The organism is Inquilinus sp. (assembly GCF_057815775.1).
This window is the reverse complement of sequence record NZ_JBYRFX010000752.1, coordinates 1-25,117: the sequence shown is the minus strand read 5'-3', so window position 1 is coordinate 25,117 and position 25,117 is coordinate 1. Positions and strand designations below refer to the sequence as shown.

Annotated in this window: 23 protein-coding genes; 11 read left to right on the top strand and 12 right to left on the bottom strand. The window is 69.1% G+C overall.

The genetic code is table 11. The features are described from left to right. The 10 genes from AC3XYG_RS26485 to AC3XYG_RS26440 form a co-directional block, all read left to right on the top strand. Nucleotides 1–546 (top strand): TonB family protein (locus AC3XYG_RS26485; protein ID WP_489142869.1); only part of this gene is annotated, 546 nt, incomplete at its 5' end. An 8-nt stretch (nucleotides 547–554) separates the two neighbouring features. Next, on the top strand, nucleotides 555–2,150 hold the full coding sequence (locus AC3XYG_RS26480) for a putative porin (RefSeq protein ID WP_489142868.1): 1,596 nt from the start codon (nucleotides 555–557) through the stop codon (nucleotides 2,148–2,150). 15 nt (nucleotides 2,151–2,165) lie between these two features. Next, complete coding sequence (locus tag AC3XYG_RS26475; RefSeq protein WP_489142867.1) at nucleotides 2,166–2,825, top strand: polyketide synthase docking domain-containing protein; 660 nt, start codon at nucleotides 2,166–2,168, stop codon at nucleotides 2,823–2,825. After that, nucleotides 2,822–3,757 carry a peptidylprolyl isomerase gene (locus tag AC3XYG_RS26470; protein WP_489142866.1) on the top strand — a complete coding sequence of 312 codons (936 nt, stop codon included), beginning with the start codon at nucleotides 2,822–2,824 and terminating at the stop codon, nucleotides 3,755–3,757. The genes AC3XYG_RS26475 and AC3XYG_RS26470 overlap by 4 nt, the downstream gene beginning before the upstream one ends. Nucleotides 3,758–3,785: 28 nt before the next feature. Beyond that, nucleotides 3,786–4,121 (top strand): hypothetical protein, encoded by a 336-nt coding sequence (locus AC3XYG_RS26465; RefSeq protein ID WP_489142865.1) that lies wholly within the window; start codon nucleotides 3,786–3,788, stop codon nucleotides 4,119–4,121. 9 nt (nucleotides 4,122–4,130) lie between these two features. Then, entirely contained in the window at nucleotides 4,131–4,850 is a 720-nt protein-coding gene (locus AC3XYG_RS26460; protein WP_489142864.1) for an ABC transporter ATP-binding protein, read from the top strand. A gap of 1 nt (nucleotide 4,851) precedes the next feature. Next, nucleotides 4,852–5,586: an ABC transporter permease subunit gene (locus tag AC3XYG_RS26455; RefSeq protein ID WP_489142863.1), complete on the top strand. Its 735-nt coding sequence runs from the start codon at nucleotides 4,852–4,854 to the stop codon at nucleotides 5,584–5,586. 5 nt (nucleotides 5,587–5,591) lie between these two features. Then, nucleotides 5,592–7,499, top strand: a complete 1,908-nt coding sequence (locus tag AC3XYG_RS26450) for a Gldg family protein (protein ID WP_489142862.1) — start codon at nucleotides 5,592–5,594, stop codon at nucleotides 7,497–7,499. Nucleotides 7,500–7,732: 233 nt separating this feature from the next. Beyond that, on the top strand, nucleotides 7,733–8,479 hold the full coding sequence (locus AC3XYG_RS26445) for a calcium-binding protein (protein ID WP_489142861.1): 747 nt from the start codon (nucleotides 7,733–7,735) through the stop codon (nucleotides 8,477–8,479). Nucleotides 8,480–8,825: 346 nt separating this feature from the next. Next, a complete protein-coding gene (locus AC3XYG_RS26440) occupies nucleotides 8,826–10,271 on the top strand; it encodes a substrate-binding domain-containing protein (RefSeq protein ID WP_489142860.1) in 1,446 nt (481 codons plus the stop codon). 93 nt (nucleotides 10,272–10,364) lie between these two features. Here the strand turns inward: AC3XYG_RS26440 and AC3XYG_RS26435 are convergent, their stop codons facing one another. Genes AC3XYG_RS26435 through AC3XYG_RS26410 form a run of 6 tightly spaced genes read right to left on the bottom strand, consistent with a single transcriptional unit; the run spans nucleotide 10,365 to nucleotide 16,838 of the window. Beyond that, nucleotides 10,365–11,624 (bottom strand): M20 family metallopeptidase, encoded by a 1,260-nt coding sequence (locus AC3XYG_RS26435; RefSeq protein ID WP_489142859.1) that lies wholly within the window; start codon nucleotides 11,622–11,624, stop codon nucleotides 10,365–10,367. Next, entirely contained in the window at nucleotides 11,624–12,817 is a 1,194-nt protein-coding gene (locus AC3XYG_RS26430; RefSeq protein ID WP_489142858.1) for an alanine racemase, read from the bottom strand. The genes AC3XYG_RS26435 and AC3XYG_RS26430 overlap by 1 nt, the downstream gene beginning before the upstream one ends. 14 nt (nucleotides 12,818–12,831) lie before the next feature. After that, the gene (locus AC3XYG_RS26425) at nucleotides 12,832–13,629 is read right to left on the bottom strand and encodes an ATP-binding cassette domain-containing protein (protein WP_489142857.1); all 798 of its coding nucleotides are present in this window, start codon (nucleotides 13,627–13,629) and stop codon (nucleotides 12,832–12,834) included. Continuing rightward, a complete protein-coding gene (locus tag AC3XYG_RS26420) occupies nucleotides 13,626–14,582 on the bottom strand; it encodes an ABC transporter permease (RefSeq protein WP_489142856.1) in 957 nt (318 codons plus the stop codon). The genes AC3XYG_RS26425 and AC3XYG_RS26420 overlap by 4 nt, the downstream gene beginning before the upstream one ends. A gap of 37 nt (nucleotides 14,583–14,619) precedes the next feature. Continuing rightward, nucleotides 14,620–15,720, bottom strand: a complete 1,101-nt coding sequence (locus AC3XYG_RS26415; RefSeq protein ID WP_489142855.1) for a substrate-binding domain-containing protein — start codon at nucleotides 15,718–15,720, stop codon at nucleotides 14,620–14,622. Between the two features lie 14 nt (nucleotides 15,721–15,734). Then, nucleotides 15,735–16,838: a substrate-binding domain-containing protein gene (locus AC3XYG_RS26410; protein ID WP_489142854.1), complete on the bottom strand. Its 1,104-nt coding sequence runs from the start codon at nucleotides 16,836–16,838 to the stop codon at nucleotides 15,735–15,737. Nucleotides 16,839–17,011: 173 nt separating this feature from the next. Here AC3XYG_RS26410 and AC3XYG_RS26405 point away from each other — a divergent pair, with 173 nt between their 5' ends. Further along, on the top strand, nucleotides 17,012–18,238 hold the full coding sequence (locus tag AC3XYG_RS26405) for an ROK family transcriptional regulator (RefSeq protein WP_489142853.1): 1,227 nt from the start codon (nucleotides 17,012–17,014) through the stop codon (nucleotides 18,236–18,238). On the opposite strand, the gene AC3XYG_RS26400 is transcribed toward AC3XYG_RS26405, so the two are convergent. From AC3XYG_RS26400 to AC3XYG_RS26375, 6 genes are read right to left on the bottom strand one after another with little or no spacing between them, the layout of a single operon-like run. After that, nucleotides 18,216–19,502: a hypothetical protein gene (locus AC3XYG_RS26400; RefSeq protein ID WP_489142852.1), complete on the bottom strand. Its 1,287-nt coding sequence runs from the start codon at nucleotides 19,500–19,502 to the stop codon at nucleotides 18,216–18,218. The genes AC3XYG_RS26405 and AC3XYG_RS26400 overlap by 23 nt on opposite strands. After that, nucleotides 19,499–20,638, bottom strand: coding sequence for an N-acetylglucosamine-6-phosphate deacetylase (locus AC3XYG_RS26395; RefSeq protein WP_489142851.1), 1,140 nt, complete (start codon nucleotides 20,636–20,638; stop codon nucleotides 19,499–19,501). The genes AC3XYG_RS26400 and AC3XYG_RS26395 overlap by 4 nt, the downstream gene beginning before the upstream one ends. Beyond that, a complete protein-coding gene (locus AC3XYG_RS26390; RefSeq protein WP_489142850.1) occupies nucleotides 20,635–21,405 on the bottom strand; it encodes a sugar isomerase domain-containing protein in 771 nt (256 codons plus the stop codon). The genes AC3XYG_RS26395 and AC3XYG_RS26390 overlap by 4 nt, the downstream gene beginning before the upstream one ends. Next, entirely contained in the window at nucleotides 21,398–22,162 is a 765-nt protein-coding gene (locus AC3XYG_RS26385) for a glucosamine-6-phosphate deaminase (protein WP_489142849.1), read from the bottom strand. The genes AC3XYG_RS26390 and AC3XYG_RS26385 overlap by 8 nt, the downstream gene beginning before the upstream one ends. Then, nucleotides 22,159–23,463: an AGE family epimerase/isomerase gene (locus AC3XYG_RS26380; RefSeq protein WP_489142848.1), complete on the bottom strand. Its 1,305-nt coding sequence runs from the start codon at nucleotides 23,461–23,463 to the stop codon at nucleotides 22,159–22,161. The genes AC3XYG_RS26385 and AC3XYG_RS26380 overlap by 4 nt, the downstream gene beginning before the upstream one ends. Next, a complete protein-coding gene (locus AC3XYG_RS26375; RefSeq protein WP_489142847.1) occupies nucleotides 23,456–24,997 on the bottom strand; it encodes a sodium:solute symporter family protein in 1,542 nt (513 codons plus the stop codon). Before AC3XYG_RS26375 ends, AC3XYG_RS26380 begins: the two co-directional genes overlap by 8 nt. Nucleotides 24,998–25,117: the final 120 nt, after the last annotated feature.

Here is a 25,117-nt window from a genome sequence, read left to right as displayed (position 1 = left end):
CCCGAGGTGAAGCCGCCGGAGGACGTCAAAACGCCCGAGATCAAGGAGCCCGAACCGGTGGCACAGCCCAAGCCGGAGCCGAAGCCGGAAGAGCCGAAACAGCAACAGGCCGGACCGAAGGACAAGGCGCCAGGCGACGATGCGCTGGATGCCGAGGGTGAGGCCTGCAGCGGCTCCGCCTGCCTCACGGCCCGCCGGGGCGGCACCGGGCTGGGGACCGGCGGCGGTGGCGGCGGCGGCGGTGGCTACGGCCAATATGCCTTCGTCGAATCGCAGCGTGCGGCCCAGCGCGATTCGGGCCTGCGCCGCGCGGTCGACGGCAGTGACGCGATGCGGGGCAAGCGCGCCTCGGTCGTGCTCTCGATCTCGGTCTCGTCGGACGGCCGGATCGGCCAGATCCGACTGGTGCAATCCTGCGGCGACGCTTCGGTCGACAACGCGGTGACCGAGGCGGTCCGCAAGCTCGGTGCCTTCGGCACGGCACCGCCCAGCGGCACCCCGGTGACACTGCGCATCCAGCTCAACATCCAGCAGTCCAGGGCATGAGGGATCTCATGATCAAGCGTACCGGTCTCGCCACCGCGGTCGGCGTTCTCGTCGCCGGCACGGCCTTTGGCCAGACCCCGCCGACCGAGCAGTCGACAACGCTCGCCCTGATCCGGCTGCTGGTGCAGGAGGGCATCCTGTCGCGCGACAAGGCGCAGGTGCTGCTGACCCAGGCGGAGCAGGAGGCGCGGGCGGCCGACGCCAACCGCGCGGCCAGCGGCCAGGCCGTGCCGGCCGGCGTGCCGCCCGGCACGGTGCGGGTGCCCTATGTGCCCGAGGTGGTGCGCAACCAGATCCGCGACGACGTCAAGAAGGAGGTCCTGGCCCAGGCCAAGACCGAGCGCTGGGGCGATCCCGGCACGCTGCCGGCGTGGCTGGACCGGGTGAAGGTCACCGGCGACGTGCGGGTGCGCGGCCGGGCCGACTATTACGACAAGAACAATGCCGACTTCATCGATTTCCAGTCGATCAACAACCAAGGCAACTTCAACCCCGACAATGGCACCGTGCCGCTGCTCAACTCGACCGAGGATCGCCAGCGCATCCAGCTCCGCGCCCGGCTGGGGGTCGAGGCTGATCTGGGCGGCGGCTTCTCCACCGGTATTCGCCTCGCCACCGGCAACGAGCTGGACCCGGTCTCGACCAATGCCGATCTGGGCCTGGCGCTCGGCAACAAGGATTTCAACCTCGACCGCGCCTATATCCGCTACCGGGGAGATCCCCTGGGCACCGGTGGCGAGTTGCAGCTCGATGCCGGCCGCTTCGGCAATCCGTTCTATTCGACCGACCTGGTGTGGGACGAGGACGTCAATTTCGACGGTGTCGCGCTGGGCTACCGCCAGCCGGTGCTGGACCAGCTGACCGCCTGGGCCGCCGTCGGCCTGTTCCCGCTGCAGGAGCTCAGCTTCTCCGCCCGCGACCCGGTGCTGTATGCCGGCCAGGGTGGCGTCGACTGGAAGGCGGATGACGACGTCGCGGTGAAGCTGGGCGTGGCATATTACGACTTCCAGAACGTGGTGGGCGACCCGCGTGCGCTCGACTACCGCAACCGCAACACCTCGGTGCCCGGCTTCATGCAGAAGGGCAACAGCCTGTGGGATGTCGGGTTCAAGGGCATTCCCGGCAGCACCGACGACGATATCTTCGCCTTCGGCCTGGCCTCGGAGTTCCGGGAGCTGAACGCCACCGCGTCGGTCGACATCGCTTCGTTCGATCCGATCCATGTCGTGCTGACCGGCGATGTCGTCGCCAATCTCGGCTACGACAAGGACAAGGTCACGATGCGGGTCGGCGAGGACGGGCGCGAGAGCGGCAATATGGGCTATCTCGCCCGCATCCTGGTCGGCCACCCCGACATCGCCCATGGCAACGACTGGAACGCCAGCTTCACCTACAAATACCTGGAATCGGATGCGGTGGTCGACGCCTTTACCGACAGCGACTTCCACAATGGCGGCACCAACGCCAAGGGCTTCATCCTCGCCGGCAATTACGGCGTGGTCGACGATGTCTGGCTCGGCCTGCGCTGGCTGAGCAGCGACGCGATCAGCGGACCGAAATTCTCGGTCGACACGCTGATGCTCGACCTCAACGCCCGCTTCTGACGGAGGGGCAACAACATGCTGCTTGCATCTCATCGCCGGGTGGTGCCGATCGTCGCCCTCTGCCTCGCCGCCCTGCTTGGTCTCTCGGGCCCGGCCACGGCGCAGGAGGAGAGCGACATCGGCAAGCTGCGCGAGGCGCTGCGCCGGGTGACGGTCGATCTGCGCACAGCCCAGAGCCAGGCGACGGCGCTGCAGTCGCAGTTGAGCCAGGCCCAGCAGACTGTCGCCACCCGCGACGCCGAGGCCAAGCAGCTGCGCGGCCAGATCGGCCAGATTCAGGGCAAGCTCGACGCCGCGACCGAGAAGGCGGATGGGCTGCAGGCCGACCTCACCACCGCCGCGGCCACGCTGGAGAGCACGCGCGGCGAGCTGGACCAGACCCGGCGCAGCCTCGGCCGCACCCAAGGCCAGCTGCACGACACCGAGGCACGGCGGGTCTCGACCCAGGCCGGGCTCGACCAGACCTCGGGCTTCCTCAAGGCCTGCGAGGCCAGCAACGACCAGCTCTACAAGCTCGGCCGCGAGGTGATCGCCCGCTATGACAGCAAGGACCTGGGCGATGTGCTTGGCCAGGGCGAGCCCTTCACCCAGCTGAAGAGCGTCGAGCTGGAGAACATCATCCAGGACTTCCAGGACAAGCTGCTGGACGCCCGCTACCGGAAGCCGGCGAAATGAGCGGTCTCCTCCGCCTGGCGCTCTTGGCGCTGAGCCTTGCCCTCGGCACCGTCCCGGCCCTGGCGCAACAGCAGCCGGCCGATGCCATCGCCCGGATGGGCGCGGCCAGTTTGTCGCCGGCCGAGGTCGAGACGTTCCTGCGCGGCCTGGATCCCCAGACGCGGGCCCAGGCGGCGGCCAGCCGCGAGGCGCTGGATGGCCTGATCCGGGCGGAGCTGACGCGCCGCACCATTGCCGCCGAGGCGGCGCAGGCCGGCTGGGCAGACCGGCCGGAGGTCGCGGCCGGCATCGCCCAGGCCCGGCAGCAGGTGATCGTCGAGACCTGGCTCGCCGCCAAATCCGAACCGCTGGCGGGCGACCCGCCGGAGGCCGACCTGCACAAGATCTACGACGACAACACCGCCCGGTTCGTCGCGCCGCCGCAATACCGCCTGGCCCAGATCTTCCTGCCCGTGGCGCAGGGCGCTTCGGCGGCGGATGACCAGGCGGTGGCGGACCGGATCGGCGATTTGCGTCGCCGGGCCCGCGCCCGCGGTGCCGATTTTCCCGCCCTGGCGCGGGAGGCCTCGCAGCACGCCGAAAGCGCCGCGAATGGCGGCGACATGGGCTGGCTGGCCGAGGATGCGCTGCTGCCGGAGATCCGCCAGGCCGTGACCGGCCTGGACAAGGGCGCGGTCAGTGCCCCGATCCGCAGCCAGGCCGGCTGGCACCTGATCCGCCTGATCGACCGCAAGGAGTCGCGGGTCCAGACCTTCGAGGAGGTCCGGCCGCTGCTGATCGACGCCCTGCGCCGGCAGCAGGCGGCCGAGCTGCGGCGGCGCTACATCGAAAGCTTGGTCGGTGCCGCACCACCGGCGATCAACGAGATTGCGGTCAGCGAAATCCTGGCCCGGCTGGTGCCGGCGCCAGCCCCGAACACCCCCTCGCAGTGATCCGAAGACAGAATTGATGGAGACGACCATGACCACGCAGCAGGCCCCGGGGGCGGTGAACGGAACGGCCAACGGGGCGACCGACCGCTTCTCCCCCGACACCCGCTACTTCTCGCTGTTCCACCTGACCGCCAATGCGGCGGAGGCACAGCTGCTGGTCGGCCGCGCCCGCATCGTGGTCGGGGCCGGCCCGTCGCCGGCCGCAGAGCCGATGGCCACGGAATGGCTGGTCAGCCTGGCGATGAGCCCGGTGACCATGAAGGATCTGGCGCGCAAGCTGACCGAGACGGAGGCGTCCTACGAACGGAATTTCGGGCCGATTGCCGATATTCCGGGCGGGACCGCCGTCCCGGCCGCCGGCTAGGCGCCCGAAATGATCCAGGCCGACCACCTGCACCGCCGTTTCGGGCCGATCGTCGCCGTGGCCGACGTGTCGCTCGCGGTCGCGCGCGGCGAGGTGGTCGGGCTGCTGGGCCCGAACGGCGCCGGCAAGTCGACACTGCTGCGCATCCTGGCCGGCTTCCTGGAGCCGGATGACGGCACCGCCGCCCTGGCGGGCATCGACGTCCGCCGCCGCCCGATCGCGGCGCGGCGGCAACTCGGCTATCTGCCTGAAGGCGCCCCGCTCTACCCCGAAATGACGCCGGCCGGCTTCCTCGGCTTCGTCGCCGGCATGCACGGGCTGACCCGTCGCGGCCGGCGCAAGGCGATGGAAGCCGCGGCGGAGCGGGTCGATCTCGGTCCCGTGCTGCATCGGCCGATCGAGAGCCTGTCCAAGGGCTATCGCCGGCGCACTGCCCTGGCCGCGGCCCTGCTGCCCGACCCTCCGATCCTGATCCTGGACGAGCCGACCGACGGCCTCGACCCCAACCAGAAGCAGCAGATGCACGACACCATCCGCGAGATGGGCCGGGACAAGGCCATCCTGGTCTCGACCCATGTGCTGGAGGAGGTCGAGGCGATGTGCAGCCGCGCCGTCATCCTGGCCGCCGGCCGGATCCGTGCCGACGACACCCCGGCGGCACTGGCCGCGCGCTCGCCGGACGGGTTGTCCGGCCTGTTCCGGGCATTGACCCTGGGCGAGGCAGCCTGAGATGCACGCCGGCTTCGCCTTGTTCCGGCGCGAAATCGCGGGCTATGTCGCCACGCCGATCGCCGCCGTTTTCATCATCGTCTTCCTGGTCCTGGCCGGAGCCTTGCCGATCTATGTCGGCGACTTCTTCGGCCGGGGCGAGGCTGATCTCGAGCCGTTCTTCGCCTTCCTGCCCTGGCTGTACCTGCTGCTCGCCCCTGCCCTGGCCATGCGGCTGTGGGCGGAGGAGACGCGATCCGGCACCATCGAGCTGCTGTTCACCCTGCCGATCAGCCCTGGCGTCGCAGTCCTGGCCAAGTTCCTGGCCGCCTGGGCGGTGATGGCGCTGGCGCTGGCCCTGACCTTCCCGATGTGGCTGACCGTTGCCTGGCTGGGTGACCCCGACCATGGCGTGATCGCGGCGGGCTATGCCGGCAGCCTCCTGGTCGCCGGGCTCGACCTCGCCGTGGCCGCCGCGGCCAGCGCCCTGACCCGCAACCAGGTGGTGGCCTTCATCCTCGGCGTCGCGCTGTGCCTGCTCGTCACCATCCCCGGCGCGCCGACGGTGATGGGGCTGCTCGGTGACCGCCTGCCGGCCGCCATCGTCGATGCGGTCGCAGCCTTCGGCATCTTGCCGCATTTCCGGCCGATCGCACGCGGAATCCTGGACCTGCGGGACCTCGTCTTCTTCGTCTCCCTCACCGCCTTCTTCCTGTTCGCCGCCGCAGTGGCGCTTAATCTCCGGCGGGCGGGGTGATGGCGATGCGGCGCCCCTATCGACGCCGGCTGGCCGGCATCGCGGCCCTGGCCCTGGCGCTGGCCGTCACGGTCGGCCTCAACCTGTGGGCGGACAGCGCGCTGCGCGGGATCCGGCTGGATCTCAGCGAGGATCGCCGCCACGCCCTCGACGCCGCGACCGATGCGGTGCTGGCCGGGTTGCGGCAGCCGGTCACGCTGCGCCTGGTGGTTTCCGGCCAGATCGCCGCCGCCTCCCCGGCCCTGGCCGGTTATGCCCGCCGGGTCGAAGCCAGGCTCGAGGATTATGTCGCGGCCGGCGGCGGCCAGCTGACGTTCCAACGCGAGACTCCGGAGCCGTTCAGCGACGTCGAGGACCGCGCCGTGGCCGACGGTCTGCTGGGCCTGCCGCTGACCCGTGGCGGCGAGCCGGTCTATTTCGGCGTGGTCGGCAGCAGCGCCGCCGACCGGGTCACCATCCCCTTCCTGCGGCCGGAGGAAGAGCCGACGCTCGACCTGCAGCTGACCCGCATGATCGCGCGGCTGGCTGCGCCGGACCGGCGCCAAGTGGCTGTGGTCAGCACCCTGCCGCTGGCCGGTGCGCTGGCCTTCGGCGGCCGGGTGCTGCCGGCTTTCACCGTCTATCGCGACATGCAGGCGGATTTCGACGTCCGCCCGATCGCGGTCAACGACCTGGCCACGCGCGGGACCGAGGCGCTCGACCCCGCCGTGATCGATATGCTGCTGCTGGTGCATCCGCGCGACCTGCCACCGACCGCGCAATATGCAATCGACCAGTTCCTGATGGCCGGCGGCCGTGCCCTGGTGCTGGTCGATCCGGTGTCGGAGGCCGCGGCAGAGCGGCTGCCGGAGCAGGCGGCGCGCGGCGCCTCATTCTCGACCCTCGGCCTGTTCGGGCCGAGCTGGGGGCTGCAACTCGATATCGGCAAGGTGGCTGGCGACCGCAATCTCGCCTCCCCGATCACCGTGCGCCGCGATGACGGCCGGCCGATGCAATTGCAACACCTGGTCTGGCTGACGCTGGGCGACCAGAACCGCGACGCGTCGGATCCGGCCTTCGCCGGTCTGGGCCCGATCACGCTCGGCACGGCCGGCATTCTGCGACCGGTGATGGGTGCCAGCACCCGCTTCACGCCGCTCCTGTTCACCACCGACCAGGGCGATCCGGTGGACATCGACGAGATCGTGCCACGCACCGATCCGCAGAAGCTGTGGGCCGACCATCCCTCGGGCAACCAGCGCCTGGTGCTGGCGGCGCGGCTGCAGGGCCATGCGCGCAGCGCCTTCGCCGACCAGCCACCCCCAGGCGTCGCGGCCGACGGCGCGCAGCCACCGGGACGGAAGCTCGAGACCGACGCGCTCAACCTCGTGGTGATCGCCGACACCGATATCCTGGACGATCGCTTCTGGGTCGCCCGCGGCCAGCCCGGCCAGCCGGCCCGGGCCTTCGCCGCCAATGGCGACTTCCTGCTGGCCCTGCTGGAGGAATTGTCCGGGGCGCAGGATCTCTCCGCCCTGCGCAACCGCGCCGCCGGCGGGCGCCCTTTCACCCGGATCGCGGAGATCGGCCGCGCCGCGGCAGCACGGCTGCATGACAGCGAGGATGCGCTGACCGAGCGGCTGGCACAGTTCCAGCGCGACATGGCCGCCGCCCAGGGCGCCGGTGGTGCGGCGGGACCGTCGCGCGACGCGATCGAGGAACTGCGCGCCAAGGTGGTCGGCACGCGTCAGGAGCTGCGTGAGGTGCGGCGTGCATTGCGCGCGGATGTCGAGTCGATCGAGCAGAATCTGGTCTGGCTCAATCTCGCAGCCGTGCCGGCCGCAGTCATTCTTCTGATATTCCTGGCGATGATTGTTCGATCTTTCCGAAGACGGCTTCGGGTGTCACAATCAACATCAAGTATACCTTCATGATTCCATTCGTTAATTTCTAATATACATATAAATTAATCGCTCAATTTATTTAAAATCAATAAGACAGATTCGATTAATTCACGACTGAGTCTTACTGTTGCAACAGAGTGCCGATAAGATTTCTGCATCGGCTTAGCGAGTCCGCACGGCCGAAATGTACGGCGCCCCAAGCTTAGCCAGACCATCGGGGCCGCCTCGGTGTGGACAATACGAACCTCAATCAGGGGAAGACCATGAGCCTGATCAACGGAACCGATAGTGTTGATATCCTGACCGGAACCGCGAGCGCCGACGTCATCAATGCCCTCGGCGGCAACGATTTCATCGACGCCGGCGCCGGCAACGACATCGTGTTCGGCGGCGACGGCGACGACACGATCACTGCCGGCCTCGGCAATGACATCGTGTTCGGCGGCGCCGGCAGCGACTCGATCGATGCCGGCGACGGCAACAATGTCGTCTCGGGCGGCGACGGCAACGATGCGATCATCGGCGGCGCCGGCACCGACCTCCTGTCGGGTGACAAGGGGGACGACAGCATTGACGGTGGTGCCGGCAATGACGTTCTCAGCGGCGGCGACGGCGTGGACGTGATTAACGGCGGCGACGGCAACGATGTCATCGTCGGCGGCCACGACGTCGACGTGCTGTCGGGCGGCGCGGGCAAGGACAGCTTCGTCTACACCAACATCTCGGAGAGCAGTGCCGCCGCCTCCGACGTCATCAGCGACTTCTCCTCGGCCCAGGGTGACGTCATCAACCTGGCCCTGATCGATGCGAACAGCATCCAGGCCGGCCACCAGTCCTTCGCCTTCATCGGCACCGGCGCCTTCGACGGCCATGCCGGTGAGCTTCGCATCGAGCATGTCGACGCATCGACCATCCTGGTCCAGGGCGACGTCAACGGCGACAAGGTTGCTGATTTCGTCATCGAACTCGATGGCGTCACCAATGTGACTGCCCACGACTTCGTTCTCTGATCATCGGGGCGGGGCAGGTGATCCTTGATCGGAACTCCCGCCCCTGGCCTCGAATTCGCAGCGCGAAATAACATCTATTATTTAGAAAGTTTTATCAAAATAAAGTATGGAACTAATGTTCACGGATATTAAAAAAATATAGAATCGACTCTCATAGATACTTGTCTAATCTAATCAAAGAAGGAGATACGAGTCTCGCCACCCAGAAGAGCCACTTTCGATTTCTTCACAGCAGAGATTTCGAAAAGGGGGATTGGCTCGGCGATTCCCGCTCCTTTGTCACGATGGGTGACCGTCATCCCGGCGGCGCTCATCCATGTTCAATACGTCAGGAAGGAGACGACACATGTCCATGCGTCTGAAGTCCTGCAGCCTCCTCGCGATCGCCGCGAGTGGCCTGCTGATCAGTGCTGCGCCGGCCTCCGCCGAGACCCTGTACGCCGGCGGCGGGACCCTGGCCTTCGGCCTGTACCGCACGTGGGCCGATTGCTTCGGCCAGGTGCTCGATTCGAGCCGGTACCCGTCTCGTTATCCCGGCACTGGCAAGCCGACCGAGTGCCAGAGCGCCAGCCCGGTGTTCAGCTCGGCCCTGATCGCCTATGCCCCGGTGGGCAGCGGCGCCGGCGTCAGCGCCGTCATCGCCCAGTCCTCGCCGACCGCGACGCCGAGCGACACGCCCTTTGTCGGCACCGGCGTGCCGAGCTATCCCTATCCGGAATTCGACTTTGGCGGCAGCGATGCCACCCTGACCACTGCCAACCTTGCTGCCTACGCCGCCTCGACCGGCCCGCAAGCGGCGCGCGGCCCGGCCGTCCAGATCCCGTCGGTCGGCAGCCCGGTCGCGATCCCCTACAACACCACCGGCCTGACCTTCCCGGCCACCCGCACGGTTCCCGCCGGCGCGAAGACCGCCACCGGCGGGTCGGGCAAGCTGTACCTGTCGCGCAAGAGCTACTGCGGCATCTTCACCGGCGCCATCACCAACTGGAACAACGGCAACCTGACCACCGATAACCGCGGCACTGCCCTGAACGCCAACAAGGCGATCAAGGTCATCGTCCGCGCCGACTCCAGCGGCACCACCTTCCTGCTCTCCCGCCATCTCGCGACCGTCTGCGACGGCAGCACCGCGGCGGGCGGCCAGACCTTCGCCTGGACCGGTGGCGTCGGCACGACGGTGACCTGGCCGTCGACCTTCACCGCCGCCACCGGCAGCAAGGGCGTAGCGGACGCCGTTGTTTCGACCGACGGCGCCATCGGCTATGTCAGCCCGGACTACACCGAGCAGGTCGCCACCCCGCAGACCAGCCCGGCTCCGGTCACCGCGAATCTGCAGACCCGCGCCAGCTTCGAGGCCAATCAGCCGGCCACGACGGTGAAGCCGATCCCACCGGCGCCGACCTACACCCAGAACGCCGTCACCGCCTTTGTTGCCCCGACGACCAACACGGCGGCGAATTGGAGCACGGCGCTCGACACCACCGCCATGCGCAACCCGGCGAATCTGGCCTCCGGGACCAACCCCGAGGCCTATCCGATCTCGGGCTTCACCATGCTCGACCTGTACACCTGCTACTTCCCGGCGGCCGAGACCAACACTCTGATCGGTTTCGTCAACTGGTTCACCACCGCGGGTTCGAGCAACCTGTCGGACGTGATCGCGCGCAACAACGGCTTCGCGCCGCTGACCGATACGATCAAGAGCTCGGTCCGCACCTACGCCACCACCGGCACGACCGCCATCAAGACCGGCCCGGTCTCCGGCACCTGCACCATCAGCTCGGGCACGTAATACCTGATATCCTCGGGGTCTCAGAACCCGAGATGCCTGCTTGATCCTGACCCGCCTCCCTTCCGGGAGGCGGGTTTTTCTTATCCGGCCCGATCAGGTTTCGAGCGTCGCGCCGCAGTACCGGGCCATGAACACCGCGAAGGCTTCGACCCCGGCGAGGTACTCGGCCACCGGCACCCGCTCCTGGAAGGTGTGGCAATTCGAGATGTCGCCGGGGGCGCAATAGACGGTTGGAATGCCCAGCTGGTTGGCGGTGAAGGAACCCTCGGACCAGAACGGCGCACCCTCGATCTCGCCGCGCCCCGGCATCGCCGCCCGGACTGCCTCCTGCAGCAGCACGACCGGCGCCGCGGTCGCATCGGTCTCGAACGGCATGCCGCCGACGGCGTGGTCGCGGCCGGCGGGATAGGCGATCTCGACCGTCACCTGCGGGCCGGTCACGGCGCCGCGGATCACGGCGTCCAGCTCGTCCCTGGCCTGGCCGAGATCCTCGCCCGGACGAAGCTTGCGGATCAGGCTGATCGTGCAGCGCTCGGGCACCGCGATGTAGCCGCCGGCCTCGACCCCGGTCACCAGCAGGAAGCCGCGACCAATCAGCTCATGTACGCCGCGGGTTTCCAACTCGGCCGAATGACGCCACAGGGCCGACAGGATCCCGTGCCCGGCCTTCAGCGCGTCGACACCCTTCTCCGGCATGCCGAAATAGGCGGATTTGCCGGTGACGGTGATCTCGGTGATGAAGAAGCCGATCTGGGCCGGGAACACGGCCAGCTTGGTCGGCTCGACATAGAGGGCGAAGTCGGCATTCGGGATCTCGCCGCGCTGGATCTTCGGCACCACCGCCTTGATCCCCGCCGAGACGCCCGTGCCCGGCTCGCCGCTCTCCTCATCGGCGATGAAGACGAAGACGATGTCGCCATCCAGGGCGCAGCCGGCCCGGTCCAGCGTGGCCAGCGCCGACAGGCCGGTGCAGATCCCCGCCTTCAAATCGCCCGAGCCGCGGCCCCAGATCTCGCCGTCGATGATGGCGGCAGAGAACGGATCTTCGCGGACGTCGCCGGCCCAATGCTCTTCCCAGCCGCGGACATGCACGGTGTCGAGATGGCCCAGCACCATCAGCCGCGGGCCGGTGCTCCGGCCCTTGCGCACGCCCCAGACCACCGGGCGGCCGGGCAGGCAATCCTCGATCGTGACGCCCTCGCAGCCCAGGCGCCGCAACTCGTCGGCCACCAGGGCGCCGAACGCGGCCTCGGTGCCGGTGACGCTGGGGGTGCGGATGGCGCGCTGCAGCAGGCCGACCGCGTCGTCGGCGTCGATCGCGGCGCGGATGCGGGAGTGGAAGTCGCCGGCCATCAGGTGAACGCCGCCTCTCGGCCCTCCGGGGTCCAGATACCACGGACCTGCGGGTTGCCGCTGTGGATGCCTTCCACCGGCACGATATAGGCGCGGCGGACGAAGGCCTGGGCGCGGAAGCCGTAGATCACGGTGTCGCCGACCCGCACGGTCTGGCCCGCCTCGGGATGCAGCTTGCCGTAATAGTCGATCATCGCCGGCGCCGGGATCGTTGCCGGCACCGCCTGGCGCAAGGCCGCATCGGCATCGCCGCCGACCAGCGCCTTCACCGGATAGTCCTTGAACACCGGGTCGACATAGAGGCCGCCGCCGAAGCTGAAGGGCGTGCCCTGGTGGATGTGCGAGATCTCGCTGAGATACAGCATCGCCGGATTTTCCGGCAGATCGCGGATGGCGTGCAGCGGCGTGGTGCCGGTCAAAGCGTGGCCGGGCTCGACCTGGGTCGCGCCGGCCTCGGCCAGCACCCGCATGACAGCGGCGGAGTTGGTGCCGGGAGTGTTGACCACCAGATCCTTGCGGCCGGTCGCTGCCAGCCGCTTCGCCGTCGCCGCCAGCGTTCGCAGATTGGCGGTCGGCGTCACCGCACCGCTGGCCTCGTCGAACAGCAGGGCCGGGAAGCTGGTGATGCCGGCGAAGCGGCCACCCGGCCGTTCGTCCAGCAAATCGGCCACCCGCTCGATCTCCTCCGCCACGAAGCCGCCCTCATGGCCGTCGTAGAAGCGGTCGCCCTGGGCGAAGATACGGGCCACCAGGTTCTGCACATGGCCGATCGTCGCGGCAGCATCCGCTGCTTCCGCCGCCTTCTCGGCATTGAACACGGTCCAGATTTCCGGCTGCATCCGGGCGCCTTCGCGGGCCTCGCCGCGCGGCACCTGGGACAGGTGGCCGAGATGGCCGAGCTTGTGGCCGGCGCGGTGGATCGGCCGGGCGCAAGCCATGTCTACGGCGACGAAGCGGTCGATACCGCCGGCCCGGATGGCGTCCAGCGCCGGTGGGTTGCGGCCGAACTGCTTGGTCATGGCGTAGACGGTCAGGCCCAGCCCCCCGGCGGTCGACGCCAGTGCCGCCGCATTGGCGCGCATGGTGTCGAGGTCGAGCAGGTAGGAATTGGCCGGCACCACGCCGGACTGGTGCAGCGTCACCGCGGCCTCGACGAAGGCGCGGTTCTTGGCGATCAGGGCGTTGAGAAACATCGGCAGGATCCCGGTCAGGCGGCGGCGCGGACGGCGCCGGTGATGAGGTCGACAAGGTCGCGGGCAGTGACGTCGGGGATGCGGACATCGCCGGCCTTGCGGCCGTGACGCAGCACCACGGCCCGGTCACAGGTCTCGATCACATGCTGCATGTTGTGGCTGATCAGCAGCACGGCGACACCCTGCGATTTCAGCGTCAGGATCAGCTCGTTGACATGCTTGGACTGCTCGACACCCAGGGCGGCGGTCGGTTCGTCCAGGATCACGATGTGCTTGCCCCAGCCGACCGCGCGGCCGATGGCGACGGCCTGGCGCTGGCCGCCGGACAGCCGCTCGATCGGCACCCGGGCCGAGGGCACGCGCACCTTCAGCTTCTCCAGGATCCGCGTCGCCTGGGCCTCCATCGTCCGCTTGTCCAGCCAGCCCAGGGCGCGCAGCACCGGGTTGCTGTGGAAGATCTCGCGGTGCAGGAACAGGTTCGAGGCGACATCCATCTTGCCGACCAGGGCTAGGCCCTGGTGCACCGTCTCGATGCCGCAGTCGCGGGCGTCCTGCGGCGTGGCGATCTGCACCGCCTTGCCGTCGACCCGGATGGTGCCCGAGGTGGCGCGATAGAGGCCGCTGATGCAGCGGGTCAGCGTGGTCTTGCCGGCGCCGTTGTCGCCCAAGAGCGCCAGCACCTCGCCGCGCCGCACCGTCAAATCGACGCCGGACAGGGCCTCGACCGGGCCGAAATGCTTGGACAGGTTCTCGACTTCCAGGGCCGGGACGTCGTCGGTCACGATCGGGGCGGTCAGGACAGGGTCGGTCATTGCCGGGTCTCCCGCAGGCTGATGGCCACGGCCAGGATCAGGATCACGCCGCGCGCGATCATCTGGTCGGACACGCTGAACCCCATCAGGATCAGGCCGTTGTTGAGCACGCCGAGCAGCCAGGATCCGACCACCGCGCCGAACACCGAACCCTTGCCGCCGAACAGGCTGGTGCCGCCGATCACCACCGCGGCGATCACGGTCAGCACGTCGGTCTCGCCCAGCGTGTAGCGGGCGCCGTGCAGCCGGCCGGCATACAGCATCCCGGCCAGGGCCGCCGCCATGCCGGTGACGACGAAGACGCCGACGGTGACCCGCATCGTGCTGATTCCGGCCGCGCGCGCCGCCTGGACCTCGCCGCCGGTCGCCAGCACACGGCGGCCATAGGCGGTGTTGTTGAGGGCGAGATGGCCGATGGCCAGCGCCGCCACGGTCCAGACGAACAGCACCGAGATCGGGCCGATGTCGCCGGAACCGAACACGAAGGTGTAGGGGTCGCTGGTGATCGGCACCGATTCCAGGTTGGTCAGCACCCTGGCCAGGCCGGTGATGATGCCCATGGTGCCGAGGGTGACCAGCAGCGCCGGGATGCGCAGCGTCACGGTCAGCAGGCCGTTGACCAGCCCGACCAGGGCGCCGGTCGCCAGGCCGGCCGGGATCGCCACAGCCAGCCCGGCCTCGCGCATCACCACGGCGGTGACCAGCGAGGCCAGCGCCACGGTGGAGCCGATCGACAGGTCGATCTGCCCGGCACACAGGGCGAAGGTCATGCCCACGGCCATGATCGTCACCGGCGTGGTCTGCCGGATGATCGTCATCATGTTCTCGGGCGTCATGAAGCCCCGGTCGGACAGCGCGATCGCGAAGAAGCCGATGATCGCGACAAAACCGATATAGACGACGAAGGCGCTGAGCTGCCCGCCCCGGAACAGCCTGGCGACGGCGGTGGACATGGGAACTCCTGTGCTCCAGATGCGTGGGCGGAACGGCCTATTGCAGGGCCGCCTTGACGGTGTCGGGCAGCGGCTTGTGCAACGACTGCTCCCACGCCGCGGCGAGATTGGCTTTGGTCGCCGTGACCAGCCCGACGGTGGATAACGGCGGCGCCGCCTTGCCCAGCAGGCCATAGGCCGCCAGGGTCGCCATCGCCTGCCCGACCTCATAGGGCATGTCGGCGACGGTGCCGGCCATCGACCCGCCCTTGGCCATGTCGAGCGCGTTGTTGGCGCCGAGATCATGGGTCACGACCTTGACGTCGGTGCGGCCTGCCGCGCGCAGCGCCTCGACCACCCCTTCCGCCGCCACATCCCAGGCGACGTAGATGCCCTTGATGTCGGGGTGCTGCTGGATCATGGCCGAGGCGATGTCGAAAGTCTGCGGCTCGGCCGTGAAGCCCTTGGCATCGACGATGATCAGGCCGGGATAGTCCTTCTCCAGTGTCGCGCGGAAGGCGCCGTCGCGGTTGTTGGTCACGAAGAATTCGGCATCGTGATAGATGAAGCCGATGGCGCCCTTGCCGCCCAGCGCGTCGTTCATCAGCCGCGCCGCCGCCCGGCCCATGCCGATATGGTCGCCGGTGACGATGCCGACATAATCCTTACCGGCGACAAAGCCCTGGGCGCCGTTGTCGGCCAGCACCAGCTTGACCCCCGCCGCATTGGCCCGGCGGAAGGCTTCGGCCCCGGCCACCGGGTCGACGATCAGGGTCAGGATCGCGCTCGGCTTCAACGACAGCGCCGTCTCGACGTCATTGGCCTGCTTGGCCGGGTCGAACTGGGCGTCGGCCCGTGCAACCACCGAGATGCCGAGCTGCTTCAGCCGATCCTCCGCCCCTGCCGACAGGGCGGTGTACCACTCGCCCGACCCGGCCCAGAGCAGGGCCGCGCTGTAATGGCCGGCCTGGATCTTGGCGATCTCGTCCGGGGTCAGCTCGATCTGGCTCGCCGAGGTTGCCGGCTCGCCGTTCGGGCTGGTCTCGGGCTTGCCCAGGTCGAAGCTGCTGGGCGTTGAATAGAACGGCGTCTGGGCCGCGGCCGTGCCGGCGGACAGGGCGGCCGCCAGGAAGACGGAGGTGAGAAGAATTCGTCTCATGGCGGCGCCCCCGATCACTTGAGCGCGTCGGCGACGGAGTCCGGCAGCGGCCGCTTGAGCGAGCCTTCCCAGCCCTGGGCCAGATTGGCCTTGGTGATGGCGACGAGGCCGACCGTGTTGAACGCCGGCGCCGGCTTCTTCAGCAGGCCATACCCGGCCAGCGTCGCCATGGCGGTGCCGATGTCGTAGGGCTGGTCGGCGATGGTGCTGTACATCGATCCGGCCTTGGCCATGTCCAGCGCGTTGGTAGCGCCGAGATCATAGGTCACGACCTTGACGTCGGTCCGCCCCGCCGCCCGCAGCGCCTCGATCACCCCTTCGGCCGCCACGTCCCAGGCGACGTAGATGCCCTTGATCTCCGGGTGCTGCTGGATCATCGCCGAGGCCAGGTCGAAGGTCTGCGGCTCGGCCGTGAAACCCTTGGCGTCGACGATCACCAGACCGGGATACTTCTGCTCCAGCGTCGCCCGGAAGGCGTTGTCGCGGCCATTGGTGATGAAATACTTGGCATCGTGATAGACGAAGCCGACCGCGCCCTTGCCGCCCAACGCGTCGTTCATCTGCCCGGCCGCGGCGACGCCCATTCCGGCGATGTCGTCGGTGACGATGCCGACATAGTCCTTGCCGGCGGCAAAGCCCTGCACCGGGTTGCTCAGCAGCACGGTGGTGACGCCCTTGGCCACCGCCGGCTTCAGCGCCGCGGCGCCCTGCACCGGGTCGAGGATCAGGGTCAGGATCACGTCGGGCTGCAGCGCCATCGCGGTCTCGATGTCGTTGGCCTGCTTCGCCGGATCGTATTGCGCGTCGGAGGTGGCGACGACCTCGATCCCCAGTTCGGCAAAGCGGGCCTTGGCGCCCGCCGTGACGGCATTCACCCAGTCACCACCGCCATGCCACAGCAGCGCCGCCTTGTGGCCGCCGGATTTCAGCGTGCCGATCTCGGCCGCGCTCAGGCTCAGATCCTTGGCCGGCGACGGGGCGCTGCCATCCGGGCCGGGCAGCGGCGCCGACAGGTCGAGGGCCAGCTTGTCCTTGTAGAACGGCTCTTCCGCCAGGCCGACGGCGGCGGGTGCGAAGGCGGCCAGCAATGCGGCCAGGGCCAGGGTCCGTCTCATCATGCTCTCCCCGTTTTCGTCCCGTTCCTGGACCTTGGCGATGCCCGGCAAAGGGTCGTCCGGTCCGATCGGGTGGTGCCAACAATGCGTGACGAAATTGGCCTCGTCAATTAGGCGATCAATTTGACTTATAAATTTTCCATGGCTAGGCTCGGGCCGCAATCAGAGGGAACGCCATGCTGAAGGCGACCAATATCGAGCAGGCCAAGCTGATCAATCTCTGGGTCGTGTTCGATGCGGTGCGCCTGCACGGGCCACTGTCCCGCGCCGACATCGCCCGGCTGACCGGGCTTTCGAAGCAGACCGTCTCCAACCTGGCCGACGAGCTGTACGAGGCCGGGCTGCTGCGGCCGGAAGGCCGCAAGATCGCGGGTGTCGGCAAGCCGTCGATCCAGCTGGCGATCAACCCGGAGGGCGGCTTCACCATCGGGCTGCAGCTCGACCGCGGCCGGCTGGTCACGGTGGTGGCCGACCTGTCCGGCCAGGTCCACCGCCGGGCGGTGCAGCCGGTGGAAATGCCAAGCCCGGAGCAGACGGTGCCGCGGCTGAAGCAGCAGGTCGAGGCGATCATCACCGAGGCCGGCATCCCCCGCGACCGGCTGCTCGGCGTCGGCCTGGTGATGCCGGGGCCGTTCCAGGTCGAAGGGCTGGGCCCGACCAGCCTGCCTGGCTGGGACGGCCTGAAGATCGCCGCCGACCTCGAAGCCGCGATCGGGCTGCCGGTGCAGTTGGAGAACGACGCCACCGCCGCCGCCAGCGCCGAATGGCTGTACGGCGCGGCGCGGTCGCTCTCCACCTTCGTCTACATCTTTATCGGCATCGGCCTGGGCGCCGGGCTGATGATCGAAGGCCGCGCCTTTTCCGGCGCCGCCGGCAATGCGGGCGAGTTCGGCCACATCATCGTGCAGCCGGGCGGGCTGGGTTGTGACTGCGGCAACCATGGCTGCCTCGAGGCCTATCTGTCGCTGAACGCCGCCTTCAAGCACCTGGCGGCGCAGGGGGTGGTGCTGCATTCGATCGAGGCGTTCGAGCGCGAGATCGCGCCGGATGACCCCCGGCTCGACGCCTGGTTCGATGCCGCGATCGAGCCGTTCCGCATTGGCCTCAACGCCGTCGAGAACATGTTCGATCCGGAGGCGATCCTGCTTGGCGGCGACGCCCCGGACTGGCTGCTGGAACGGCTGGCCCAGCGGGTGCTTCCGCTCTATCGCTCGCTCGGCACCACCCAGCATCGGCGCTGGCCGCGGCTGATGCGCGGCACGCTGGGCCGCGATGCCGCCGCCCGCGGCGCCGCCGTACTGCCGATCTTCCGCACCCTGAACCCGAGCTACGTTCCGCTCGGCGCCGGGATGGCCAAGCCCGCAGTTCTGCGCCCGCGCATCAGCGACGCGCTGGCCGGCTGAGACGTCGGGCCAGGGCGACGCTGGCCGCAGCCAAGCTCTCGGCCGCGCCAAGGGCGAACGCGGCCGGCAGGCCGTAATAGCGGTGCGCCTCTTCCACCTCATAGCCGCCATGGCGGTATTCCCCCAGCGGCGGGAGATAGCCTGGGCAGCCATCGGCGAAGCCGATCGTCATCGTCTTGCCGCCGCAGGCATCGCCATCCAGCTCCCGGCGGAGATCGAGGGCCGTCTGTGCAAAGATCTCGCCGGGCAGCGCCAGGATCCGCAGCCCACCCCAGTCGAACACCGTGACCCGCGCCGGCCAGGGCATCAGCGGCAACGGCGCCACCCGCTCGGCCCAGTCGACCCAGATCCGCAGCAAGGCCGCGCGTGCCGGATCCGCCGCCGCGGCGTCCCGCCGCCAGTCCGCGGCAAGCACGGCGACGGCCTGCGTTTCGGTTCGCGCCAGCGGCAGAAGCAATTCCGTGCAGGCGGCGAGGACCGTGCCGCCGAGCGGCTGTTCGGATGCCTGCAGCGCCGCCTCGGCGATCACGGCACCGATACGTTCAGCCTCTGCGAAGGTCCGGTCCGTCTTGGGCGCGGTCGAGATCGAGGCATGGGCGGCGTGGCCGGTGTTGATGTCGCCGGTGCAGCCGGTGAGGAAGATCGCGACAGCACCAGGGTGCGCGGCTTCGAGATGGCGGCGGACCGCGCCCGGGAAATCCGCCGTGAACAGCGTGTTGTCGGCGCCCAGCACCACCGGATGCAGGGCGTGGGAGACCAGCACCGCAATCAGGGCGCCGTCCGGTTCCCGGATCCGCAGCACGGGCAGCGCCGGATCGACCGGGCCATCGGCATGGCGGCGGTTGCGGGCGATGCCGGGATCGGTGCCTATGCCGAAATGCAGCCGGGCCGGCCGGCGGGCAGCGCGCGCCCACGCAACCGCCTGGACGCAGGCATCTTCGAGACGTTGCAGGTAGGACGGATCCAACCCGGCGCCAAGACGGCCGGGCATGGTTACCGGCCCACCATGGGTGTGGCTGGCGGCGACGATCAGGTGCCCGTCGGGCAGTCCAGCCCGGTCGCGGATCCGCCGGCAGCTGTCCTCGTGCAGGCCGATCGCATCCGCCACCACGATGGCGGTGTCGCCGACTGTGACGGCCCGGACCGTGAGCGGATCATGCATCCCAGTCGCCAGAGCGGTGCGCGCAGCAAAGCCGGACATCGCCAGCCCAGCCGGCGGCGTGATGTCGACCACCGCCGCGCCGGCCAGGACGCCACTGGTCACGGTTGTTCCTCGCCGAGCACCAGCACGGCGTCGAGGGCAAGGTCCCGGTCGCCCGGCGCCCAGCGGAAGCGAATCAGATCCGCCGGCGCGCCCACGGCCAGCACCCCGCGCCCACCGACGAAGCGGCCCGGATTGATTGTGGCGAGGCGCAGGGCGTCGGCCAGCGATATCCCGGCCATGCCGATCGCCAGGGCGACATCCTGCCTTAGAGGTCGACCCGCACCTGCCAGGAACGGCGTGCCGGGAACGTGGAGGCGCCCGTCAGCGGTCAACTCCACCCGGCCGCCTATCGACTGGTCGTAAAGCCCCGGCGCCAGGCCGGCGGGCGCCGCCGCGTCCGACACCAGCACCGCCCGGTCCAGCCCCTTGGCCCGCAGCATCGCCTTGAAGGTCTCAGGCGGCAGATGGTGGCCGTCGGCGATGAAGGAAGCGGTCAGCCGGTCGTCAGCCAGCTGCGACCAGATCGGGTTGGGATGGCGCGGCAGCATCGCGGCGATGGCGTTGCCGAGATGCGTCGAGAGCCGCGCACCGGCATCGACCGCCGCCGCGATCTGCGCCGGCAAGGCATCGGTGTGGCCGATCGCGACATGGACGCCGTGCGCCGTCAGGGCGCGGATATAGTCCGGCGCGCCATCATGGTGCGGCGACAACGTGACCAGGCCGACGAGGCCGCCGCAGGCCGCCTGCCAGCGGTCGAATTCGGCGAGGTCGGGCGGCCGCACCTGGTCGCGCGGATGGGCGCCGCGCGGCCCGTCTTCCGGCGCGATGTGTGGTCCTTCGACATGCACGGCCGGGATGGCGTGGGCGACCAGCGGGTCGGCGGCGCGGGCTGCCGCGATCGCCGCCAACGCCGCGACGATCGACGCTTCCGAGGCGGTGATGAGGGTCGGCAGGAAGGTGGTGACGCCCCCTTCCCGCAGCACGGCCGCTAGCCGGGCCACCGTATCGGGCACCAAGTCGCCGCTGTTCAGGTCGTGCCCGGCGAAGCCGTTGACCTGGAGATCGATCAGCCCGGCCGACAGCCACAGTTCCTCCCCCGCCGGTCCATCGGCGATCGCCGCGATCCGGCCGCCTTCGATGGTGACCACGAGGCTGCGGCCCGTCGCCGGATCGCGGCCGGTAACGACACGGGTCACAGCGACCGCACCCGGCCGCGGAACCGGCCAATGAAGCGGCCATTCGCCTCGTCGCCGCCCGGGGCGTTGCCGCTGCGCCAGACCGGCGGCTCGATGCCGCGATCCGCCAGCTTGGCGATGGTGCGAATGACAAGACAGTTCAGGGCGAAGGCGTTGGCGAAGGTGGAGACTGCGGCCACCGGCTCGCCCATGCCCGGAATCCGCACCACGGCATCGCCGACCGGCACCTTGGTGTCGATGGCGATGTCGACCAGATCGTGCAGGTTCTGCCTGGTTGGATGGCGGGCCGGATGGTCCGGCGCGGTTCGGTCGGCATGACTGCGCGAGCTGACGCCGATGACGAAGGCGCCGCGCCGCTTCGCCTCGATCGCCGCATCGATCAGCGCGGCGTTGATGCCATAGGCGTTGACCAGGATCAGCAGGTCGTCCGGCCCGAGGTCGCGGTCGGCGATCACCACCCTGCCATAGCCGGGCGTCCGTTCGATCGCCATCGACCGCAGGGCGCCGTTCGACAGCAGCGTGCCTTCGTCGAGGATGGCGGAGACATGCATCAGCCCGCCGGCCCGGAAGAAGATTTCCTGCGCCGCCAGGTTGGAGTGGCCGCCGGGGCCGAAGACATGGACCAGCCGGTCGGCGGCGATCTGGTCGGCCAGCCGGCCGGCGGCGCGGTCGAGCGGGTCGCGCTCGGTCTCCAGGATCGACCGCATCAGCGCCTGGGTCTGGTCGAGATAGGCGGCGCAAAGCGCGTCGGCATCGATGTCAGCCATGGGGGTTCGCCTCCGCATCCAAGAACAGCACCACATGCGGGTGCCGGCGCAGCGCCGTCGCCGGGCAGGCGGCGCCGATCGGGTCGTGCAGCGTGCGACTCACGGCTTCCCGCTTCGCCGCTCCCGGCACCACGCAGAACAGCCGGTCCGCCCGCAGCAGCCGGGGCACGGTCAAGGTGATCGCATGGGTCGGCACGTCGTCAAGCCGGGGGAAACAACCATCATCGACCTGCTGCCGGCGGCAGATGGCGTCGAGCTCGACGATCTTCACATCCTGCGGGTCGGCCAGGTCGGCCACCGGCGGGTCGTTGAAGGCGAGGTGGCCGTTGACGCCGATGCCGAGGCAGACGATGTCGATCGGCGCCGCCGCGAGATCCGTGGCGTAGGCCCGGACGGTGGCGGCGGGGTCGTCACCGGGATCGATGGTCTTCACCGCTCCGAAGGGCAGCCGGTCGAACAGATGGCGGCGCAGCCACTGGGCGAAGCGCTCCGGCGCGTCGGGCGCCAGGCCGATATATTCGTCCATGTGAAAGGCAGTGACCCGGCGCCAGTCGATGCCGGGCGCGGCCACCAGCGCATCCAGCATTTCGGCCTGGCTCGGCGCCGCGGCGAAGATCATGCGCACGGTGGCGCCACCCTGCAGCCGGCGACGCAGCTCGGCGGCGACCGCGGTGGCGGCGGCACGGCCCATCTCAGCACGGCTGGGATGGATGCGGAGATCGATCGCCCCGGTCGAGGCGGATGTGGACATGCTCATGCAAAACTCTCCTGGCCGGGCGCCCGCCCAGCCTGCTCCGTCAGCCGTTCCACCATCAGCAGCAGGGCCCGGGCGATGTGGAACGGATCCTTCACCGGCAGGGCGACGGTCTTCGCCAGCGGCACCCCGGCGCGGTCGCGGATCTGGATCCATTCCTGGCCAGGCCCCTGGGGAAAGATCCGATTGGTATAGCCGGCAAGGCGGTCGTGCCAGGCGGCAAGGTCGCCCCGGCCGGTCTCGAGATGTAGCAGCAGCACCGTGTACTGCGCCTCGGCGTGCGGCCACCACAGCTTGGTGTCCCAGGTGTCGGCGACCAGGGCCTCATAGCGATCATCCGTCCGCCGCCCCTTGGGGGCGCCGCCATCCCGGTCGGTATAGCGGAACAGGCCGCCCTGCTCCTGGTCCCAGCCGAGCGCCGCGGAGTGCGCCGCGATGTCGGCAAGCACGCTGGCATCGAACAGGCGAGACTCCGCCGGCCGGGCGCTGCGCCGAAGGGACTGCCCAGCCTGCAGCAGGAACCAGCAGGCCTCCAGCACATGGCCCGGCGTGCGATGGCGGGCCAGCAGCGTGTCGGTGTCGGCCGCCGCACTGGGCACCATCTCGGCGATGCCGTCACTGACCAGGAAGACGGCCTCGATCTCGCGCATCGCCCGCAGCACCGTGTCGGCCGAGGCCTGCGACCCGGTGGCGGCGTGTACCTCGGCCCCCACCCCGACCAGGGTCATCGGCAGCGAGAAGCCACGGAAGCCAGCACGGATCGGATAGGGCTCGGTCAGCGCCGTGCCCGCGGTGATACGGCCGGCGGCACTGGCCAGCAGCCGGTCGGCCAGGTCGCCCCAGGCCCCCTCGCCGCTTTCCGCCGCCAGGGCGGCAAAGCCCAGCACCGCGAACAGATCGGCGAACACGCTGGCGTGCAACCCCTGCCCCGCCGTCGGCGGCTTCGGCGTGCCGTCCTCCGTCGTCAGATAGGCCGTGGTGCCGTCCGGCAGCAGCGCATGGTCGCGCAGGAACACCGCCGTCCGCCGGGCCCGGTCGAGGCAGGCAACGGAGTCGACATCCAGCAGGCCGAGGCGTCCGGCGCGGGCCAGCCGTGCCATCAGCCAAACCCAGCGCCCCTGCGACCAGGTGTATTTGTCGCGCGACAGCAGCCGGTTGCCATCGTTCGACCAGCAGGTGAAGACGCCGCCATGCCGGTCGTCCGGGCCGTGGGTCAGCCACCAGCCCAGGACGTCGTAGACCAGGTGCCGCACCGTCGACCGGTGCAGCACCGCGGGATCGGCGATGGAAACCGCCTCAGGCACGACGGGCCGCCGCGCTGCGGTCCGGCCGGCCGGCGACAGCGGTCTCGTCGCTCTCCAGCGCGTCGATCAGCGCGTCGGACGCCGCATTGCGCCAGGGTGCGACCAAGCCGACCAGGATGAACACCGCCAGCGAGCACAGCACAGGACCGGCCACCGTGATCGACGTGGTCCAGTCCGGGTTCAGCGCCTTGATCTCGCCGGCGAAGACGTATTTCACCAGCACGAACACGACCAGCCCCGCCGCCCAGGAGGTCAGCGCCGCGGTCGGGCCGCAGCGGCGGAAGGCCGGCAGCATGCCCAGCAGCATCGGGATGGCGATCGGGCCGACCAGGGCGCCGAACCACAGGATGATCAGCCCAAGCACGCCGCCGAAGCTGTCGGCGGTCAGGGCGATGCCCATCGACAGCCCGATGAACAGGAAGGTGCTGAGCCGGCCGATGAACAGCTCGGTCCGATCCGACATCCCGCGCGCGCCCTTCCAGATCACCGGCAGGATGTCGCGGGTGACCACGGCCGAGACGGCGTTGGCGTCGGAAGATGTCATCGCCATGGTGTGCGCGAACATGCCGGCCAGCACCAGGCCGATCAGCCCGGTCGGCAGCAGGCTCTCGGTCAGCAGTGCGTAGGATTGCTGCGGTTCGGCCAGACCAGGCAGCAGGATCGGCGCCGCCCACATCGGGAAGAACAGGATCAGCGGCCAGACCAGGTACAGCGCGGCGGACAGCAGCGCCGCCTTGCGCGCATCACCACCGCTCGGCGCCGCGATGAAGCGCTGCGCCAGGTTCCAGGTGCCGCCATTGTAGGACAGCGTGTTGATCAGCAGGTAGACCAGCACGAACACCACGGTGTACTGGCCGTTGAAGGGCTGGGAATGGCCCGGCGGCAACTGGTCCCAGATGGTCCAGATCGCCGAGATGCCGCCGAGCTTCGCCAGCACCGCCACGAACATCACGGTGCCGGCCAGCAGCTGGATGACGAACTGGCTGAGGTCGGTCAGCGCATCGGCCCACAGCCCGCCGATGGTGGAATAGATCAGGGTGACGCCGCCGGTCAGCAGCACGCCCCACACCAGCGGCACATCGGCGAAGACCTTGAGCAGCAGTGCGGTAGCGGTCCATTTCGCGCCGACATCGAACACCTTCAGCGCCCCGCCGCTCCAGGCCAGCACCTGCTGGGTCGGGATGCCGTAGCGGGTGGAGAGGTATTCGAGCGGCGAGATGATGGCCAGCCGCTGGCGCAGCCGCGACCAGCGCGGCGCGAACAGCACCGAGCCGACCACCATGGCGAAGGCAATGCCGATCGCCCACCAGACGTAGAGGGTGAAGCCTGCAGTGTAGGCGATCGCGGCATAGCCGACGAACACGGCCGCGCTATAGCCCGACATGTGGTGTGACACACCGGACAGCCACCACGGCATCCGGCCGCCGGCGGTGAAGAAATCCGCGGCGGTCTTGATCTGCTTTCGGGCCCAGACGCCGATGCCGACCATCAGCAGAAAATAGGCCCACAGCACCACCCCATCGATCGTCCCCATGAAGTCCCCCGTCGCGATGACCGGCCTTTGATCGGGCCGTTTCCGGACCATAAGGTGTCGTGCAACCGGTTTCCGGTCAAGCCGCAACCGGTTGCATTAATGATTTTCAGCCGAAAGGTA

Excerpts from the sequence above, each read along its gene's own strand:
- AC3XYG_RS26445 (WP_489142861.1), top strand. The coding sequence starts at position 7,733 with ATGAGCCTGATCAACGGAACCGATAGTGTTGATATCCTGACCGGAACC.
- AC3XYG_RS26480 (WP_489142868.1), top strand. The coding sequence starts at position 555 with ATGATCAAGCGTACCGGTCTCGCCACCGCGGTCGGCGTTCTCGTCGCC.
- AC3XYG_RS26435 (WP_489142859.1), bottom strand. The coding sequence starts at position 11,624 with ATGGCCGGCGACTTCCACTCCCGCATCCGCGCCGCGATCGACGCCGAC.
- AC3XYG_RS26425 (WP_489142857.1), bottom strand. The coding sequence starts at position 13,629 with ATGACCGACCCTGTCCTGACCGCCCCGATCGTGACCGACGACGTCCCG.
- AC3XYG_RS26460 (WP_489142864.1), top strand. The coding sequence starts at position 4,131 with ATGATCCAGGCCGACCACCTGCACCGCCGTTTCGGGCCGATCGTCGCC.
- AC3XYG_RS26390 (WP_489142850.1), bottom strand. The coding sequence starts at position 21,405 with ATGGCTGACATCGATGCCGACGCGCTTTGCGCCGCCTATCTCGACCAG.
- AC3XYG_RS26450 (WP_489142862.1), top strand. The coding sequence starts at position 5,592 with ATGCGGCGCCCCTATCGACGCCGGCTGGCCGGCATCGCGGCCCTGGCC.
- AC3XYG_RS26475 (WP_489142867.1), top strand. The coding sequence starts at position 2,166 with ATGCTGCTTGCATCTCATCGCCGGGTGGTGCCGATCGTCGCCCTCTGC.
- AC3XYG_RS26415 (WP_489142855.1), bottom strand. The coding sequence starts at position 15,720 with ATGAGACGAATTCTTCTCACCTCCGTCTTCCTGGCGGCCGCCCTGTCC.
- AC3XYG_RS26455 (WP_489142863.1), top strand. The coding sequence starts at position 4,852 with ATGCACGCCGGCTTCGCCTTGTTCCGGCGCGAAATCGCGGGCTATGTC.
- AC3XYG_RS26405 (WP_489142853.1), top strand. The coding sequence starts at position 17,012 with ATGCTGAAGGCGACCAATATCGAGCAGGCCAAGCTGATCAATCTCTGG.
- AC3XYG_RS26470 (WP_489142866.1), top strand. The coding sequence starts at position 2,822 with ATGAGCGGTCTCCTCCGCCTGGCGCTCTTGGCGCTGAGCCTTGCCCTC.
- AC3XYG_RS26385 (WP_489142849.1), bottom strand. The coding sequence starts at position 22,162 with ATGAGCATGTCCACATCCGCCTCGACCGGGGCGATCGATCTCCGCATC.
- AC3XYG_RS26430 (WP_489142858.1), bottom strand. The coding sequence starts at position 12,817 with ATGTTTCTCAACGCCCTGATCGCCAAGAACCGCGCCTTCGTCGAGGCC.
- AC3XYG_RS26465 (WP_489142865.1), top strand. The coding sequence starts at position 3,786 with ATGACCACGCAGCAGGCCCCGGGGGCGGTGAACGGAACGGCCAACGGG.
- AC3XYG_RS26440 (WP_489142860.1), top strand. The coding sequence starts at position 8,826 with ATGTCCATGCGTCTGAAGTCCTGCAGCCTCCTCGCGATCGCCGCGAGT.
- AC3XYG_RS26375 (WP_489142847.1), bottom strand. The coding sequence starts at position 24,997 with ATGGGGACGATCGATGGGGTGGTGCTGTGGGCCTATTTTCTGCTGATG.
- AC3XYG_RS26420 (WP_489142856.1), bottom strand. The coding sequence starts at position 14,582 with ATGTCCACCGCCGTCGCCAGGCTGTTCCGGGGCGGGCAGCTCAGCGCC.
- AC3XYG_RS26410 (WP_489142854.1), bottom strand. The coding sequence starts at position 16,838 with ATGATGAGACGGACCCTGGCCCTGGCCGCATTGCTGGCCGCCTTCGCA.